10 protein-coding genes are annotated in these 15,305 nt (G+C 59.3%); 3 read left to right on the top strand and 7 right to left on the bottom strand.

What is annotated here, in order from left to right; translation table 11 throughout:
- Positions 1–48: 48 nt before the first annotated feature.
- From HPY55_11135 to HPY55_11125, 3 genes are all read right to left on the bottom strand, one after another.
- Positions 49–912, bottom strand: coding sequence for a glutaconate CoA-transferase (locus HPY55_11135; GenBank protein NPV71176.1), 864 nt, complete (start codon positions 910–912; stop codon positions 49–51).
- Positions 913–927: 15 nt separating this feature from the next.
- Positions 928–1,863 carry a CoA transferase subunit A gene (locus tag HPY55_11130; protein NPV71175.1) on the bottom strand — a complete coding sequence of 312 codons (936 nt, stop codon included), beginning with the start codon at positions 1,861–1,863 and terminating at the stop codon, positions 928–930.
- Between the two features lie 284 nt (positions 1,864–2,147).
- Positions 2,148–4,112: a sigma-54-dependent Fis family transcriptional regulator gene (locus HPY55_11125; protein ID NPV71174.1), complete on the bottom strand. Its 1,965-nt coding sequence runs from the start codon at positions 4,110–4,112 to the stop codon at positions 2,148–2,150.
- A 702-nt stretch (positions 4,113–4,814) separates the two neighbouring features.
- On the opposite strand from HPY55_11125, the gene tcmP reads away from it, so the two are divergent.
- Complete coding sequence (gene tcmP / locus HPY55_11120) at positions 4,815–5,306, top strand: three-Cys-motif partner protein TcmP (protein NPV71173.1); 492 nt, start codon at positions 4,815–4,817, stop codon at positions 5,304–5,306.
- A gap of 131 nt (positions 5,307–5,437) precedes the next feature.
- On the opposite strand, the gene HPY55_11115 is transcribed toward tcmP, so the two are convergent.
- Complete coding sequence (locus tag HPY55_11115; protein NPV71172.1) at positions 5,438–6,115, bottom strand: radical SAM protein; 678 nt, start codon at positions 6,113–6,115, stop codon at positions 5,438–5,440.
- Positions 6,116–6,364: 249 nt separating this feature from the next.
- Here HPY55_11115 and HPY55_11110 point away from each other — a divergent pair, with 249 nt between their 5' ends.
- Together HPY55_11110 and HPY55_11105 are read left to right on the top strand one after the other, a co-directional pair.
- Positions 6,365–9,127 (top strand): site-specific DNA-methyltransferase, encoded by a 2,763-nt coding sequence (locus tag HPY55_11110; GenBank protein NPV71171.1) that lies wholly within the window; start codon positions 6,365–6,367, stop codon positions 9,125–9,127.
- Entirely contained in the window at positions 9,124–12,234 is a 3,111-nt protein-coding gene (locus HPY55_11105) for a DEAD/DEAH box helicase family protein (GenBank protein ID NPV71170.1), read from the top strand. Before HPY55_11110 ends, HPY55_11105 begins: the two co-directional genes overlap by 4 nt.
- A gap of 82 nt (positions 12,235–12,316) precedes the next feature.
- Here HPY55_11105 and HPY55_11100 read toward each other — a convergent pair whose 3' ends face one another.
- The 3 genes from HPY55_11100 to HPY55_11090 all read right to left on the bottom strand — a co-directional run bounded on the left by HPY55_11100 (position 12,317) and on the right by HPY55_11090 (position 15,305).
- Positions 12,317–13,939 (bottom strand): hypothetical protein, encoded by a 1,623-nt coding sequence (locus HPY55_11100; protein NPV71169.1) that lies wholly within the window; start codon positions 13,937–13,939, stop codon positions 12,317–12,319.
- A gap of 81 nt (positions 13,940–14,020) precedes the next feature.
- The gene (locus HPY55_11095) at positions 14,021–14,596 is read right to left on the bottom strand and encodes an AAA family ATPase (GenBank protein ID NPV71168.1); all 576 of its coding nucleotides are present in this window, start codon (positions 14,594–14,596) and stop codon (positions 14,021–14,023) included.
- Complete coding sequence (locus HPY55_11090) at positions 14,571–15,305, bottom strand: hypothetical protein (protein NPV71167.1); 735 nt, start codon at positions 15,303–15,305, stop codon at positions 14,571–14,573. Before HPY55_11090 ends, HPY55_11095 begins: the two co-directional genes overlap by 26 nt.

Below are 15,305 nucleotides of genomic sequence, written 5' to 3'. Positions count from 1 at the left end.
GTCCAGCCGGCCGATCATCCCAAACCATGCGGGAGCATCATGGAACTGTCAAAACAGGCTGGCCAGCCTTTCAAAGGATGTCTCGAGCATTTTCACGTACCGTTCGAAGGAGAGGCTCTTTAGACCGCCACCCAGATAGATCTTCTCAAGGTCGATGGTGCGGGTGATCTCCAGCATCTCCACCGTCGGGGGCTTTGTAGTTTCCAGGTCTTTGGCAACCTTTAGATCCCATGACACCTCCTTGCGGACGTCATCGACAGTCACTCCGGGGTGTACGCTGGCGAGGTACATCTCCCTGGTCTCAGGATCAAAGCGGAATACGCACTTATTGGTGATCACTGCAGACGGTCCACCGCCCGGCAGTCCCACGGCTTCGCGGGAGCCGGGTCCTGTGATATACCCGGGGGAGGTTATGTAGTCGACTCTCTGGAGGAATCTTCGTCTCTGGAGAGGGACCATGATCACTGTGCGTCCGGCTGAGGAGGCGATGTCGTTGGCTCCCCCGCTGCCGGGGAGGCGCGAGGCGGGCTGGTAGTAGCTGCCTTCGCCGAAGATCGCAGTACTGTTGAGGTTGCCGTAGATATCTACCTGGGCTCCGCCTACCATTCCGACGTCGAAGAAACCGTTCTGTTGATCGGAGAAAAGCCTCCACAGCGACGTTGTGCACAGTGCCCGCTCCATGCAGGGGTTATCTCCGATGCCCAGGATAATGCGCCTCGCACTAGGGCCAATGCAACCGGCTTCGACCGCGATGATCGCTGTTCTGGCGTGCGTCAGCTGGGCAACCATTGCCCCCAGGCAGGGAATGCCCACGCCTGCAAACACCTTTTCACCGTCCTTGATCTCCCTGGCCGCAGCCGCTACCAGCAGTTCCTGGAGGCTATAGTCCTTCGCGTTAGCTATCTGGCTCATTCTTTTCCCTCCCTGCTATACAAGAGGTTTACAGAACTTTCGCTCCAGCCGGGTCAGTTTCTGTAGCCTGTCCCACCCGACCTTGCTGCAGTAATCCGCGTGGTCCTTGCACCCGTAAACCCACTTGTCCAGCCATTCCAGGAAGCCGTCCCTCGTTTCAATCTGGGCCATCTGCTCCATGTGAAATGGGATGTCGTACGCGTACGAGTATGGCATGTTCCACGGGTGACAGGCGTAGGGCAACTCGACTACAGCGTCAACGCAGTACTCGGGCAGAATAGTCAGATTCCCGGTCCTGCGCACCTCGTCGGTCGATATTATCTCTTCACAGGTGACGATGGTCCGCTTGGCTGCCCGTCCGATGTTCTCGAGGTTGGAGGAAAAGCTCAGCATCTGGGCGTTACCCCTCTTATCACACCGGTGCACGTGTACTACCGCCACGTCGGGCCGGGCGGCAGGGACCAGTGTGACCGGTTTCCCTGAATAGGGGTCACTAGTGGTCCTGATCTTCTCGTTATATTTCGGGATGTCGGAGCCCGCGAGAGACCGTGTGGGCATGAAAGGGATCCCCATGGCCCCGGCGAGGAAACGAAGACCCATAGTGTAGTTGGAGTATTCCTCGACCTCGATCGGGCGGGGCACGTGCTCCTCCACAGCGCGCCGGTAGTTGACCGCAAGCCCTGCCACAGCGTAGCCTATCCAGGCCACTTCCACCTTCTTTGCGAGTCCCGCGCCTATCAGCATGTCGGCTGCTTCACACGGGCTATCACCGATAATGGTGAGGTCCTTCTTGCCCTGGCGAATGATTTCGTAGGTTTGGGCCACGCATTGTTCTCCACCCATACCGCTGAATGTAATCGAGTCTCCGTCGTGCACGTACGCTGCGATCGCCTGGTCCAGGGTCATCCTTTTGTCCGCTCTCGACCTACCTTTCAGTGGCTCACCCTGCATGTGCACTTTCCTCCTCATGTCTGGAACTGCATTATTTAAACTGGACCGAAAAGCCACCGGCGGATCGCGCCGGATCGATAAGCAGGAGAGGGCTACCTGGGTCACGTGGTAGCAAGGTCAATGCCACCGGAGTTCAAGGAGGAGAGAACTCGCAAGAGGCCTGCAGACAGGGGGAAAAGAGCGCGCCCCCGCGGCGGGGGCGCGCTTTGAGGGCTGTATCATATTGCTGCACTCGAAACATGGTGTGTCACTCTGGGACAGAGGCGGCTCTTACCCGACGAGATCTATCCGATCCGGATGTCGTATCGCGCAAGTTTTCGGTAGAGGGTGCTTCTGGAGATTCCAAGCTCGGAGGCGACTCTGCTCATGTTTCCCTTGTGCAGTTGGAGCACCTCAATAATCGCGTTTCTTTCGAGGTTCTTCAGCGGTCTTGCCCCAGGAACATGCTGACGATGGTCACTCGTCGAAGGCAATCTTACTGCGTCCGGAAGAACGCAATTCCCGTTCGTAAGGTTGACTGCGTGTTCGCAAACATTCTCCAGTTCTCGAACATTCCCAGGCCATTCGTAGTCTCGCAACAGCGAAAGGGCATCCGGGTGAATCAGGTCCACGATCTTCCCCAGGCTCCTGCTCGCGCGAGAAATGAAATGCATCGCCAGCAAAGGGATGTCATCGACGCGGTCACGAAGCGGCACCATCTTGATTGTAAGAGTATTCAGGCGGTAGAAGAGGTCTTGCCTGAACCGGCCCTCTCTAACCAGATTGACGAGATCCCTGTTGGTGGCGGCAATGATCCTGACATCGACTGGCACGACCTCGTTGCCACCTATACGGACGATCCTCTTCTCGTCCAGCACCCTCAAGAGCGCGACCTGCATATCAACTGGCATGTCTCCTATTTCGTCCAGCAGGATTGTCCCTCCGTCCGCCAGTTCGAACTTGCCAGGGCTCCCACCTCGCTTTGCGCCGGTGAATGCTCCCTCACTGTAACCGAACAGCTCACTCGCAAGCAGCTCGCGCGGCAATGCCGCGCAATTGATCGCTACAAAAGGCCCGGCCCTTCTCACGCTCGCGTTGTGAATGGACTGCGCAAACATTTCTTTCCCGGTGCCGCTTTCGCCGAGCAGGAGGGCGTTTGAGTCAGTCTGGGCCGCCATGGCGGCCTCCTGAACGCACTTGAGGAATTCCTTGTTCTTTCCGATCAGGTCTCCAAACGAGAACCGCGCTCTGGCTCCCACCATTCTATTGACCAGCTGGTGGATGCGCCGAATCTCCCGCAGTATTACGATGTTTCCTACGATGTGATCGTTGAGCGCCCTGAGCGGTCGCGTACTTACGGCGCACTTGATTTGTCCCTGCTTGGTTTGCACGGCCACCTCTTCGTCGGTCAGCTCAACGACGTTTTTCTTGTTGACGCTGAACGAGAAAAACCTCGTGAGAAGCGGTGATTCAGCGAAGAACGGGCGGAGCTGAGTGCCGACGATCTGGTCCGACCCCATCCCAAACATCCTGCACGCTGCCTCGTTTGCCTGTGTTACAGCCCCGGTCTCGTCGATTGCGAGTACCCCGTCGGACATGGACTGGAGCATGATGGTCTTGTATTCGTCCGCGAGCTTGTATTGTTCCCACAACTTCCCGGCCATGAGGCTGTACTCTATTGCGTGTGCTGCGGCGACAACCATGCCGAGAGTATGAGGATGGACCTTCTCGACCGTGGCAGTCATGTCAATGACTCCGATCATATTGCCGTCCGGGTCGCGGATGGGGGCTGCAGAGCATGTCCAGTGGTGCGAGCACCTACAGTAATGCTCTCTCCCTACCACCTGGAGAGGTCTCCGTGTTATTATGCAGGTACCGACGGCGTTTGTTCCTGCGGTCTCCTCACTCCAGTCCGCGCCCTTGATGAAGTTTCCCCTACTCGCGGAACCCGCCACGTCTTCGTCCCCGACGACCCCAAGGAGATAGCCGTCTTCGTCCGCCAAGACGACGATGAAACCGGACCCTTGCACCAGCGAGTGCAGGTCCTCCATTAGCGGCAGCGATATGGATATCATTTGCTGCCTGCGCTCAAGTCGCCTCTTCAACTCTTGCTGTTCGGCGAGCACGGGCGCGACAACCTGGTAGGGGTCTACCCCGGCGAGCCTGCACCTGTTCCATGAATCCAGGATGCACCTTCTGACGCCCGGTGGCTCGGCAATTCTCCTCACCACATAGTCTTGCCACGCCCTCAAGAGTTCGTCCGAATTCACGTCGAGATGCACCTCCCGGCTGCGCCAGCCGCCGATGCGAAGGTTCGGACTTGCGTGCCGACTTGACGGCGAGTGCTATTTCTCCGACTCTTGAGGCTAATCCTTTACGGAGGGAGTCGGGTAGGAGGCGGGTTCGCCCCGCCGTCCTCCCACACCACCGGACGAGACCATTCGCCTTGCCTCGGGCAACTGTATCGATCTCTCCGTGCTATTCGCGAGCCTCTTGGAAAGCCTCTCGATGTAGCCAGAAATCGTGCTGGTCCCAGGCCATGCTCTCGTCGGATGGTCTGAGATGGGAACCAACAAGGTATTCTTTCTTGAGACAACCCTGATCGGTAGGGCTTCGTTCGACGAGGCATGCGCCCGTGGGGCTGAACTGATGCGCGGATTTAACCCCCAAGGCCAGGGTTATCGTCGCATCAATGTGACGCAATACCGAAACGCGGGCTTTCTGCCGATACACTAGACTCACTGCGTGGAGATTGGCGTGGGCCAAGGAATGCCCTCACCACCTACGCCTAGGAGGACCGCCATCCATCTTGCCGCATACCCTAACCGCGCTACCAAGGACACACTTCTCCAACTGCAGTTGTTGCACTGGGATCTCTCCAGAGTACGGCAGAACCCGGCCAAGACGCCCTAGACTGTTACGGACACGCCCGGCTCTACCTGGGGGACTGTAATATCATCATCCTGACAATCATGCACGACATCCACCCCGCCGCCCCGACACTGGTCGTGCTAGACCCCACCGGAGTCATAGGCCAGGTGCAATGGGCCACCATCGAGACTATTGCCAAATGGAGAACCGAGATCTTCCTCAACTTCCCGTATCACATGGCGGTCCAGCGCCTGTTGCCGAATCAACATGAGAAACTCACGGATGAAATGGCGAAGAAGCTCGATGACCACTTGCCGCCTGGCTGGAGATCGGTATACGACCAGTGCGTAGGAACCGACCGACGCTTCCTGGCCCGAGGGTTTCTGGAACTCTACCGAAAGGGACTCCAGGAACTCGGCTACACTTACGTTTTCGGGTCCAGCGTCTTCAAGACTGATGCGGGTCTGCCCTTGTACTATCTTATCTGGGCGGGCCGGCATCAGGTGGGTGCGAACATCGCGAAGCACGTGCTGTTCAAGCAGTTTGACCCACAAATCCGATTGCTGGCTCCGGAAGACGACTGGCTCGCGTGAGCCCTAGGGAGTACAGTTGCAGCGGTCGAACCGCCACCCTAGGGCGTGCCAAACCTCGTCAGTTTCCTTGCAGAGGGCTGGGGTCTGCCCCAGCCACTCTGCCGCTCGCTCGTAGATGGCAATCCGGGTGGCTATTGGGTACCGCATTCGGCCATCGGGCGATCTCTGCAAACCCTTTCGAGGAGCCTCCCTAGCGTAGTTATGGAGCCCGGGGTATTGGCGGAGTGTGCCCACGGTAACAAGCTCTGGCTGGGGATACCGGCTTCCTCGATGATAGGATCGAGGCGAATCCTGACCCGCCACCCAAGGTCCCGGAGTTTTGCAGCCTCGAGGAGTCTCTCTTCTCGAGATGGACAGAGTGGCTCGTACAAAGCCGAGGCAGCGGTGGAATTCACTGAAAAAGACACTATAATCTGTGGGCTTGGGTCACGCTGGGTCAGGACCCTTGTATTCGTGCTCTTGGTGACCAACAGCAGGTACTTGTTGGTCTGGCCTGCGAAGTAGTCTATGGCCGAATCCAGGAGGGGCGGGGTTACCGCCAGGCTATCAGCCAGCTCACCCGTCGAAAACACGCCACCGGGGGCGGCGTCAAGTTCGCTTTTCACCTGCTCCCACCCATTGTTGAACAATACCGGGGCCTTGTTCCCCCTAAAGGTCAGCCGGAGGTAGCAGTAGGTGCAGTCATATGGGCATCCGTTCGACAGGACCAGCTCGTGGAAATGGGGGCAGTTGACGCCCGCCGGGGTCTTGTCGAACAGCTTGACGAAACGGCTTTTTCTCTCCCGCTGAAGCGCCACGGCTGCAACCATCGTCCGATCCCTCCTGCCCCATAATTCGGTAATGTATCAGGTTTCACCTACATCCCGGTGAAGGCCTACCCTGACTGCACGTGATGCTCTGCTGGCAATGATTCCCTCCCAGTGCAGGAATTCTGTACGCGCGTGCGTAAGAAAGGGACAGTGTGCGCGTTACCGTAATGGTGACGGTTCAGGGGAAATGAGACCGCAATGAGGACGCCACCAGACTGCAGGCCAGAATTATTGAGGAGGCTGGGTCAGATGCCAAGACGCCCTACTGCAGGCACTGCCTCGCCTGAGAAAGCCGATAACTACCGGTACCCCACCGCAGACAGCCTGCTGCGGCCAGATGCTGGGACACAATCCCAGTTCAAGAAGAGGAAGCAGCCCGTTGTCTACCGCTACGATTCTTCCCTGTCGCCTGCTCTCGACTGGGACAGTCAGAACCCTGCCCGCGAACTAGGCGAGTGGCTTCTGGGCGCAATCGAAGAGGCGGCCCAACTGCCTCCCCCTCACCGATTCCCTGCCCCGAAGGAATTCGCCGGGGGGAGGTACAGGGTCCACGATCTCGCGGAGGCAGTCAGGATGCTAAAGAGCCTGGGCAAGCCGTTCCTGAACTGGGCGGGTAAGGCGGAACGTCTTTCGTTCGATGTTCCGACGCTGCCGCTGTTTGTCCACGAGCGGCTGTCAACCATGGGCATAATAGAGACTCTCAAGTCACACAGGAAGCCCGGCGTTTCGGAACAGCTCAGCCTGCTGAACCTGTTCGGGGATCCCCAGCATCCGGTAGTGGACCAGGTGCTTCGCGCGTACGAATACCGCGACGCATGGGTGAACCGCATGATCCTGGGTGACTCCCTCGTAGTAATGAACTCTCTCCTGCACTACGAGGGCCTGGGCGGCCAGGTGCAGATGGTCTATATGGATCCCCCGTACGGCGTGAAGTTTGGTTCAAACTTCCAGCCGTTCGTCCGCAAGAGGGACGTCAAGCACAACGACGATGACGACATGACCCGCGAGCCCGAGATGGTGAAGGCATACAGGGACACCTGGGAGATGGGTCTGCATTCCTACCTGACGTACCTGCGCGACCGCCTCCTGCTGGCCCGCGAACTCCTGACCCCAAGTGGCAGCATTTTCGTGCAGATCAACGACGAGAACGTGCACCACGTTCGCGAACTAATGGACGAGGTCTTTGGCGCCGACAACTTCGTATCGCAGATCACATTTCAGACTACGTCGGGTTTCGAGACCTCTACAATTGCATCTCTTGGCGACTACCTACTGTGGTATGCTCGCGACCGCGCCAGAATCAGGGCCCACAAGCTCTTCGATGAACAGCCCATCGTCCCGGGAGAGGGAAATGCAAGATGGGTCCTGCTCCCCGATGGGTCGTACCGGGGTGTTACGGCTGCCGAGCAGCGGGGGGAAGCGCAGATACCGGAAGGAGCGCGGCTGTATAAGCCCGATAATCTGCAGTCGCAGGGAGCCGCGGCGGAGCCGCAACCATTCGAATTCGAGGGCAAGACGTACTATCCCGGCCCGAACTCTCACTGGAAGGCCAATTACCCTGCCGGCATGCAGCGCCTCGCAGATGCAGGGCGAATACACGTCGCCATGAACAGCCTTCAGTACAGGAGATTCGCAACCGATTTCTCATTCACGGAGCGGGGGAACATCTGGACCGACACGATCACGGGTAGTTTCACCGATGAGAAGGTGTACGTCGTCCAGACCAACGTCAAGGTCATCGAACGCTGCGTCCTCATGACAACCGAGCCGGGCGACCTCGTACTCGATCCGACCTGCGGCAGCGGCACCACCGCATACATGGCCGAGAAATGGGGCCGCCGCTGGATAACGATAGACGTGAGCCGCGTCCCTCTGGCCCTTGCGCGGCAGCGGCTGTTGACGGCGACGTTCCCGTACTACCAGCTCAAGGACGAATCCCGCGGGCCAGCCGGCGGCTTTGTGTACAGGCGCAGGCAAAACCGCAAGGGCGAAGAGGTAGGCGGCATAGTCCCCCACATTACGCTGGAGAGCATCGCGAACGACGAGCCCCCAAAGGAAGAGGTGCTGGTTGACCGCCCCGAGGTGGACACGGGAGTCACCAGGGTCACCGGACCGTTCTGCGTCGAGGCGACGATCCCCACCCCGTTCAGCTGGGAAGAGGAGGACCTGCCGCAGATTGCTGCGGACAGCCGCGAGCAATATGGATCGTTCGCAGGCCGTATGCTCGAAGTGCTCAAAAAATCGCCGGTGATTCACCTTGGAGGCGGGAAAACAATTACGCTGGAAAACGTGCGCCTTCCGGCCAAGACGCTGTCACTGTCTGCCGAAGCGGTCGTCGCGAACGGTGACCGGAAGCCTGTGGCGCTGGTCTTTGGGCCGGAGAACGGTGCCGTGAGTGAGAGACTCGCCTTTGAAGCCGCCCGCGAGGCTCACGCCAAGGGGTATCATTCATTGCTGGTGATCGGATTCGCAGTGGAACCCAACGCGCGCAAGCTCATCAACGAGTGCGAGGCCGTCGTGGGGATCCCCGCGGTCTACGTCCAGGCTACCCCGGACCTGATGATGGGCGACCTTCTCAAGAACATGCGCAGCAGCCAGATATTCAGCGTATGCGGCCTTCCGGAGATTACTCTGCGCAGGGCCGCTGCGAAACCCGGCGACGATAAGCAGGTGTTGTATGAGGTCGAACTCCTTGGTCTGGACGTTTTCGATCCAGTGACAATGAAACCGGAGTCGCTCAAAGGCAGCGGAGTGCCCGCATGGTTCCTGGACACCGACTACAACGGGCTTTGCTTCCACGTGTGCCAGGCATTCTTCCCCAAGACCGGAGCCTGGGAGAACCTGAAGAAAGCCCTCAAGGGCACGTACGACGAGGGCGTCTGGGACCACCTGGCGGGGACTGTAAGCGCGCCCTTCGAGACAGGCGAACACAAGCAGGTCGCCGCAAAGGTGATCGACCTCAGAGGGAATGAACTGACCGTCGTGCAGCGCTTCGAGGAGGCCGGGGCATGAGCAGCTACGAGGTCCCCCAGCCAATACTCAACTCCCCCTACGAAGAGCCGCTTGAACACTGGTACATAAGCGAAGGCGCTCCCGCTGAAAGGAGGCCGGGACGCAGACCGGCCGGTTACTTCTACCGAGACCCGGCTGCCCCAGGCACGGATGCAGAGCACGAAGCTCACAGTCAGTGGGTCGAGATTCCCCTGGTTAACATGATCCGGCAGCGAATGAAGGAATGGCGCAGCCAGGGCTGGCCCGGGGTGACTCGTACAACACTCGAATTGCTGAACTATTGGCGCCGCGAGGGGCGGGAACACCGCCTCTTCTATGCCCAGCTCGAGGCGGCCGAAACCATCATCTTCCTCACGGAAGCAAGATCCGATTTTCTCCAGGGTATCGATGTGCCCCTCGACGAACCAGGCGACGAACAGAAGGCCAGCGGGTACAAGCCTTTCAGTCGCTATGCCTGCAAGATGGCCACAGGGACAGGCAAGACGACGGTCATGGGCATGCTGGCAGCGTGGAGCATTTTGAACAAGGTCAATGACAGGGGCGACCCGCGGTTTTCCGACGTAGTGCTGGTCGTTTGCCCAAACGTGACTATACGGAACAGGCTGCGCGAGTTGGACCCGGCCGAAGGTGAGGCCAGTCTATACCGCACGCGCGACCTCGTCCCCCGGCATCTCATGGCCGACCTGACCAAGGGCAGAGTACTCGTGACTAACTGGCACGCGTTCGAGCCGCAGGGCGTGCATGTCGGTGGGGTGGGCGCCAGAGTTACCAGAGCCGGCGTGCCCGTCAGGCTCAGGGAGACAATCACAATAGGACCGGAGACGACAACAGCGCGCGGAAGGCGCTATCTCACCCTGGCGGAGCTGAACAGGCAGGTCGCTGCCGACCTCCTCACCATTCTGAGCGAGGAGAAAGACAGGCACGGCAACCTGAAGAAGGTCCACGTCGAGTCAGTCAAATACGTTGAGAGCGATACCTCCCTGGTCAACAGGGTGCTGGGCCGCGAAGTCGGGGGAAAGCAGAATATCCTCGTATTCAACGACGAAGCGCACCACGCTTACCGGATCAGGCGATCCGAAGCGGACGAGTCCGAACGGGACGTGTTCGGCGAGGAGGACGAGGGCGAGGAGTTCTTCAAGGAAGCGACGGTTTGGATAGAAGGTCTTGACCGCGTCCACAGGGTGCGGGGGATCAACATGTGCGTCGATCTCTCCGCCACCCCTTACTATCTCGGGCGAGTCGGGCGCGACACCAACCGAGCGTTTCCGTGGGTGGTGAGCGACTTCGGGCTCACCGACGCGATCGAGTCGGGCCTGGTGAAAGTCCCCCAATTCGCCGTCCGGGACACTACGGGGGCCCCAATCTCGGGGTACTTCAACATCTGGCGATGGATCCTGCCTAAGCTCACGCCGGCCGAACGGGGCGGGAAGAAGGGTGGCCCCAAGCCCGAAGCCATCCTCAAGTACGCCAACACCCCGATCGCCATGCTTGCCGGTCTCTGGGAGGAGACTCTTCTCGAATGGAGGGAATCGGGCGACCCACGTCCTCCGGTATTCATCATCGTGTGCAAGAACACGAGGATCGCGAAGACGGTGTACGAGTGGTTGGCCGAAGATCGCCCACCGGTGGGCGTTGCGCGGGCAAGCATTGGAGGCTTCCACAACGAGAACGGAGTCTTGAACACGATCCGGGTCGACTCCAAGGTAGTCCACGAGACCGACAGCGGGGAGGCTAAGTCTGACGAGGCACGGTGGATGAGGTTCACCCTGGACACCGTAGGCAAGACGGAGTGGCCTGCGGACCGCCAGGGAAGGCCCATATACCCGGAAGGCTTCGAGGATCTCGCAAAGAAGCTTGGGAGGCCCCTGCATCCGCCAGGCCGCGATATCAGGTGCATCGTGAGTGTAGGGATGCTCACGGAGGGTTGGGACTGCAAGACCGTCACCCATATCATAGGGCTGCGACCGTTCATGTCGCAGCTCCTGTGCGAGCAGGTGGTCGGGCGAGGGCTGAGACGTTCTAGGTATGATCTCGATGGGCGAGGGCTGCTCACTGAGGAGGTCGCGAAGGTCTTCGGCGTGCCGTTCGAAGTCATCCCGTTCAAGGAGAACAAAGGCACAGTTCAGCCCCCTGTCAAACGCCATCACGTATGCGCATTGGCGGCCAAGGCTGCCTACGAGATCAGGTTTCCCAGGGTTGAGGCGTACTACCAGTCCATCCGCAACAGGATAACAGTCGACTGGGACTCAGTGGCCCGGCTGACCCTGGATCCAACGCGGATCCCTCCCGAGGTCGAAGTGAAGGCCGGCGTGCCCAGCAACAAGGGCCGCCCTTCCCTCTCGGGCCCCGGCAGGATCGAGACGGTCGACCTCAACCCGTTCCGGGCGGGTCACCGGTTCCAGGAGCTGGTCTTCGAACTCGCCGGCGAACTGACGCGAGTCTATGCTAGCCAGCCGTCGTGTGAGATACCCACACACGTCCTGTTTCCGCAGATGGTCGGGGTGGTCAGGCGCTATTTGCAGGACAAGGTCGTACCCATCCGTCCCGCCGAGGTCACGGACGTATTCCTCTCACCGTATTACGGGTGGGTAATCGAACGCCTGATGGAGGCCATCAAGCCCGACGTGTCGCTGGGTGAGACCCCGGAGGTCCCGAGGTACGAGGCTAGCCGCGGCCCCGGTTCAACGGCAGAGGTGGACTTCTGGACAAGCCGCGACGTCCGGGAGGCTGCCCGGTGTCATCTCAACTACGTTGTGCTGGACACGAAGGTTTGGGAGCAGTGCTCGGCATACGTTATAGACAGGCACGAAATGGTAGATGCGTTCGCCAAGAACGCCGGCCTCGGATTTGCCATCCCCTACCTGCACAACGGTCAGATGCACGACTACGTTCCTGACTTTATTATCCGCTTAAAGGGGGAACCCCTCCGCCACCTCATCCTGGAGACCAAGGGTTATGACGAGCTGAAGGAGGTCAAGGCACAGGCCGCGCTGCGCTGGGTGAACGCCGTGAACGCCGAAGGGATCTACGGGCGCTGGCTCTACGCCGTGGCATCTGGACCTGGAGAGGTCGCACGCACCATCGAGGCTGCGGCCAACTACGCATAAGGGGGAACTGCCCTTCGCACGGGCCAGGCAGTCGCTTGCAGCGCGTCCCCGGATGCGCCGCGGGCCCTCACCGGGCTTGAATCTAGGCAAATTCCCGCTCCAGCCGCCTCGCGAGCAGTCGTTGAAGTTTCTCCTTTGCCCGGCTGGCCGAAGCTCCAGCTCGAATGCTCATCTCCTCAATGGTGGGGCCCTTGCGAGGAGTCCAATTCACGAACTTCAGCACTCTGAGACTATGACCCTCCGGCGGGATCAGGAAGTCTAGCAGTCGGTTAGTCATGTCCTCGTGATGGCTTACGACAAAGATCTGCCTGCGAAACGCTTTCGTCGCCCCATTCGTGCCCTGCCCATCGCCGTAAGCAATGCGCCGCAACAGCGTCGCGAGCCTTGGGAGGTTTGTCATATCAAGAGCCGACGTGAAATCGTCGAATGCAATCACGTCGAACCACAGGATATCACGCAGCGCCGCGTTCAGCGCAATGACCATCGAGACCGCAATCTGGACTCTCTGACCATAGGAAAGGCTTGAAAAGCCTCTGCCATCGTTCGTTCTGACCTCCCATGGGGCGGTCTTCCCTCTTGATGATGACCTACCTTGGTAGAGATTGACCGGTAGCACTCCATCCACATTTCTGAGGTGGCCCAAGACATAGTTCACATCTCGCGAAAATTGCTCCCGCACATCCGGTGGCACAAGTCCCATGTTAACGAGCACGCCTTGCTTGCCGGTCTCTCTGTCCATCGCACGGGCAAGCTCTTCCGCGGTGGTCTTAATTCTGTTGTATCGATCGTCTCTCCGCAGCGTTTCCTCTCTGTCCAGAGCCTGCCGCTCGATTTCGATCCACCGGTTGACACTGGTAATAACCCCATCGATTGGCGCGCTGTCAAGAACAGGTTGGGCAGCTGCTCCGGACGACACCATCTCGGCTAGATCCCGTCCAGGTACCTCCTCGCGTCCTCCAGCGGCAATGTCTGCAAGAATGGCACGAAGGTTGGGCAGTCTCTCACTGGCGTCGTGCAGGCGTCTGGAAGCGCTGACCGACCTCGAGATCCGATCGATCTCCCCTGAAAGCCGGGCTTTCTCGGCTCCAAGCCTCATTCGGGTGTCCCTGACCTGCACCAACCATTGCGATAACGTATCATCGGCAGGGACGCCCCCTGAATCGAGCGCAGACACCGCCGCCTTGACCCAGTTGACGACGGCCTCTGGCGGCTGCATGAACGGATCCGAGCACTGGGGCAGCAATGACCAGGCAGGGCCGTTTGTCCGGATAGACCTCAGCACGTCCTCGAGGCCGACGCCCGAACCCGACCAATCCTGAAAGTGCCGTTCCAGAGACTGCATTTCGCTCAAATGGGTCGTGGCATCGGCCTCTTGACGATGGAGGTCATCTAATTCGCGCTGTTTGGCCTCCATCCGCTCGGGTGACACAATGATGGTCTCGTCCAGGATCCCGCCCAACAGTTGAGTCAAGTCTGCCTGACTAGCCCGCAAGGCAACGGTCTCCAGGAAGAGCCCCCGTGTGCGTTCCCAAAACCTCTTGATAGCCTGCAGTGCGCTCAACGGGTCGTCGCCAGCGGGCCCCGCTACCTTCTCGTCTAGGGAGGTAAGGCATTTCTGGGCGGATTTCGCGAGTATCCTCGGCCACGATTGCTTTAGACCAGCCCGCGAAGCGAAAAGCAACGAATCAAGAACCGGAGGCTCCATGCCGACTCTCTCCAACAGCCGGGACGCAGCCAGCCAGGCATCTTCAAACTGTCGGGCAGCCTCTATTCGGCGAGATTCGACCTACTGTTCAGTGGGTAGATCCCTCGATAGCCTGAGTCCTCCAATCTTAGCGTTCAGGTATTTCACTCCGTCCTTGATCGCACTCTGAATCGTGGAAATGCTCGCCGTGCCACCAAGCAGGTAATCCTCCAGCCGGATGAGAGGATCCTCTTCCTCGAACAGACGGTTCAGTGCGTCCTGATAGAAGAAACTCGCCCGCACGGCCACCTGTCTCTCCTCCGATGTGGCGAGAGCCCAGGGCGCATCGCCATCGTCGGAAGGGCGAACGGCCCCCGCATCAGCTGGTATCTCCAATATATACTCAAAATTGGACTGCTCCGAATCCGATGTTCTCATCCTGATCTGCCCAGGCTGGGGGGCACTACCTCTCCCAAAGCTGCAGAGGAAGGGCTCCCGATCTGGGTCGCGCACACCAGTGAGCGCCACGCACAGCGCATCGATCAGGCTTGTCTTCCCAAAGCCGTTTGCCCCTGCAACCAGTACGATATCGGCATCTGTGTTGACGGTTGTGGGGGTCACGAACCCTTTCACCCCGTCAACGGTCAGTCTCTTAACCCGGCTTATCCTGCTCGTCACGCCTCTCACCTTCTTTCTCGATCACAGCCCAGCGCTCGTCGACCCAGTGCCTGAATCTGGCCTCAGGACTGACTCCAGCCGTTTTCAGGCGGCCTCCCAGACCTTCCTGCTCGACGATCACGTCCTTCACCAGTTCGAGCAGATCCCGGTGGGAACCAGGACCAGAAGACCGTATCCTGTCATCCAGATTGCTGACGAGGGCATTGGGGGTAATCGGGTCCAGTCGACTGCGAAGGTCGTCGCCGCGGAGCTCGCCCAGGAGGTAGGCGGCAACCTGCAAAGCCTCGCGACCATCGGCAACCGGGGTAATCGTGAAGGCCCCTCTGTGCCAATCCTGGTCCGATGCGGCTTTCTCGATTTCTTCGCGCAGCTTGCCTTCCTCCCCCACACAAACCACGCAATGGCAAGGGAGTTCGAGTCCCACCTGCTCGGCGCAGCTGCTTACGCTTCTCAGCAGTGGGCCCAGGTCCCTTACATCGTGCCAGCTCGAACAAACACCGTCACGAGGTCCACTCTGATCCGATGCCCTGTGTACTACTACCACCAGAGCCACGTCACTTGCGTACACCCGGATCTCGAAGAACTCCTTGTGGTCTTCGACTTTCACGAACCACCCGTCCTCTATGGCAATTTGGTACTGCTTCAGCCTCCCCCATTCGTCACATGGGCCGGTCTGCGCCGAAACGAACTCTTCTTCCGCCTGCTGCAC

This window comes from Bacillota bacterium (genome assembly GCA_013178305.1).
GTDB lineage: Bacteria > Bacillota > Sulfobacillia > JABLXB01 > JABLXB01 > JABLXB01.
The sequence above is the reverse complement of the archived record's forward strand: the minus strand, read 5'-3'. Positions and strand labels throughout refer to the sequence as shown.

Bases quoted from the DNA above. Each gene is read 5' to 3' on its own strand.
- HPY55_11100 (NPV71169.1), bottom strand. From the start codon at position 13,939: ATGGAGCCTCCGGTTCTTGATTCGTTGCTTTTCGCTTCGCGGGCTGGT.
- HPY55_11135 (NPV71176.1), bottom strand. From the start codon at position 912: ATGAGCCAGATAGCTAACGCGAAGGACTATAGCCTCCAGGAACTGCTG.
- HPY55_11110 (NPV71171.1), top strand. From the start codon at position 6,365: ATGCCAAGACGCCCTACTGCAGGCACTGCCTCGCCTGAGAAAGCCGAT.
- HPY55_11115 (NPV71172.1), bottom strand. From the start codon at position 6,115: ATGGTTGCAGCCGTGGCGCTTCAGCGGGAGAGAAAAAGCCGTTTCGTC.
- HPY55_11105 (NPV71170.1), top strand. From the start codon at position 9,124: ATGAGCAGCTACGAGGTCCCCCAGCCAATACTCAACTCCCCCTACGAA.
- HPY55_11130 (NPV71175.1), bottom strand. From the start codon at position 1,863: ATGCAGGGTGAGCCACTGAAAGGTAGGTCGAGAGCGGACAAAAGGATG.
- tcmP (NPV71173.1), top strand. From the start codon at position 4,815: ATGCACGACATCCACCCCGCCGCCCCGACACTGGTCGTGCTAGACCCC.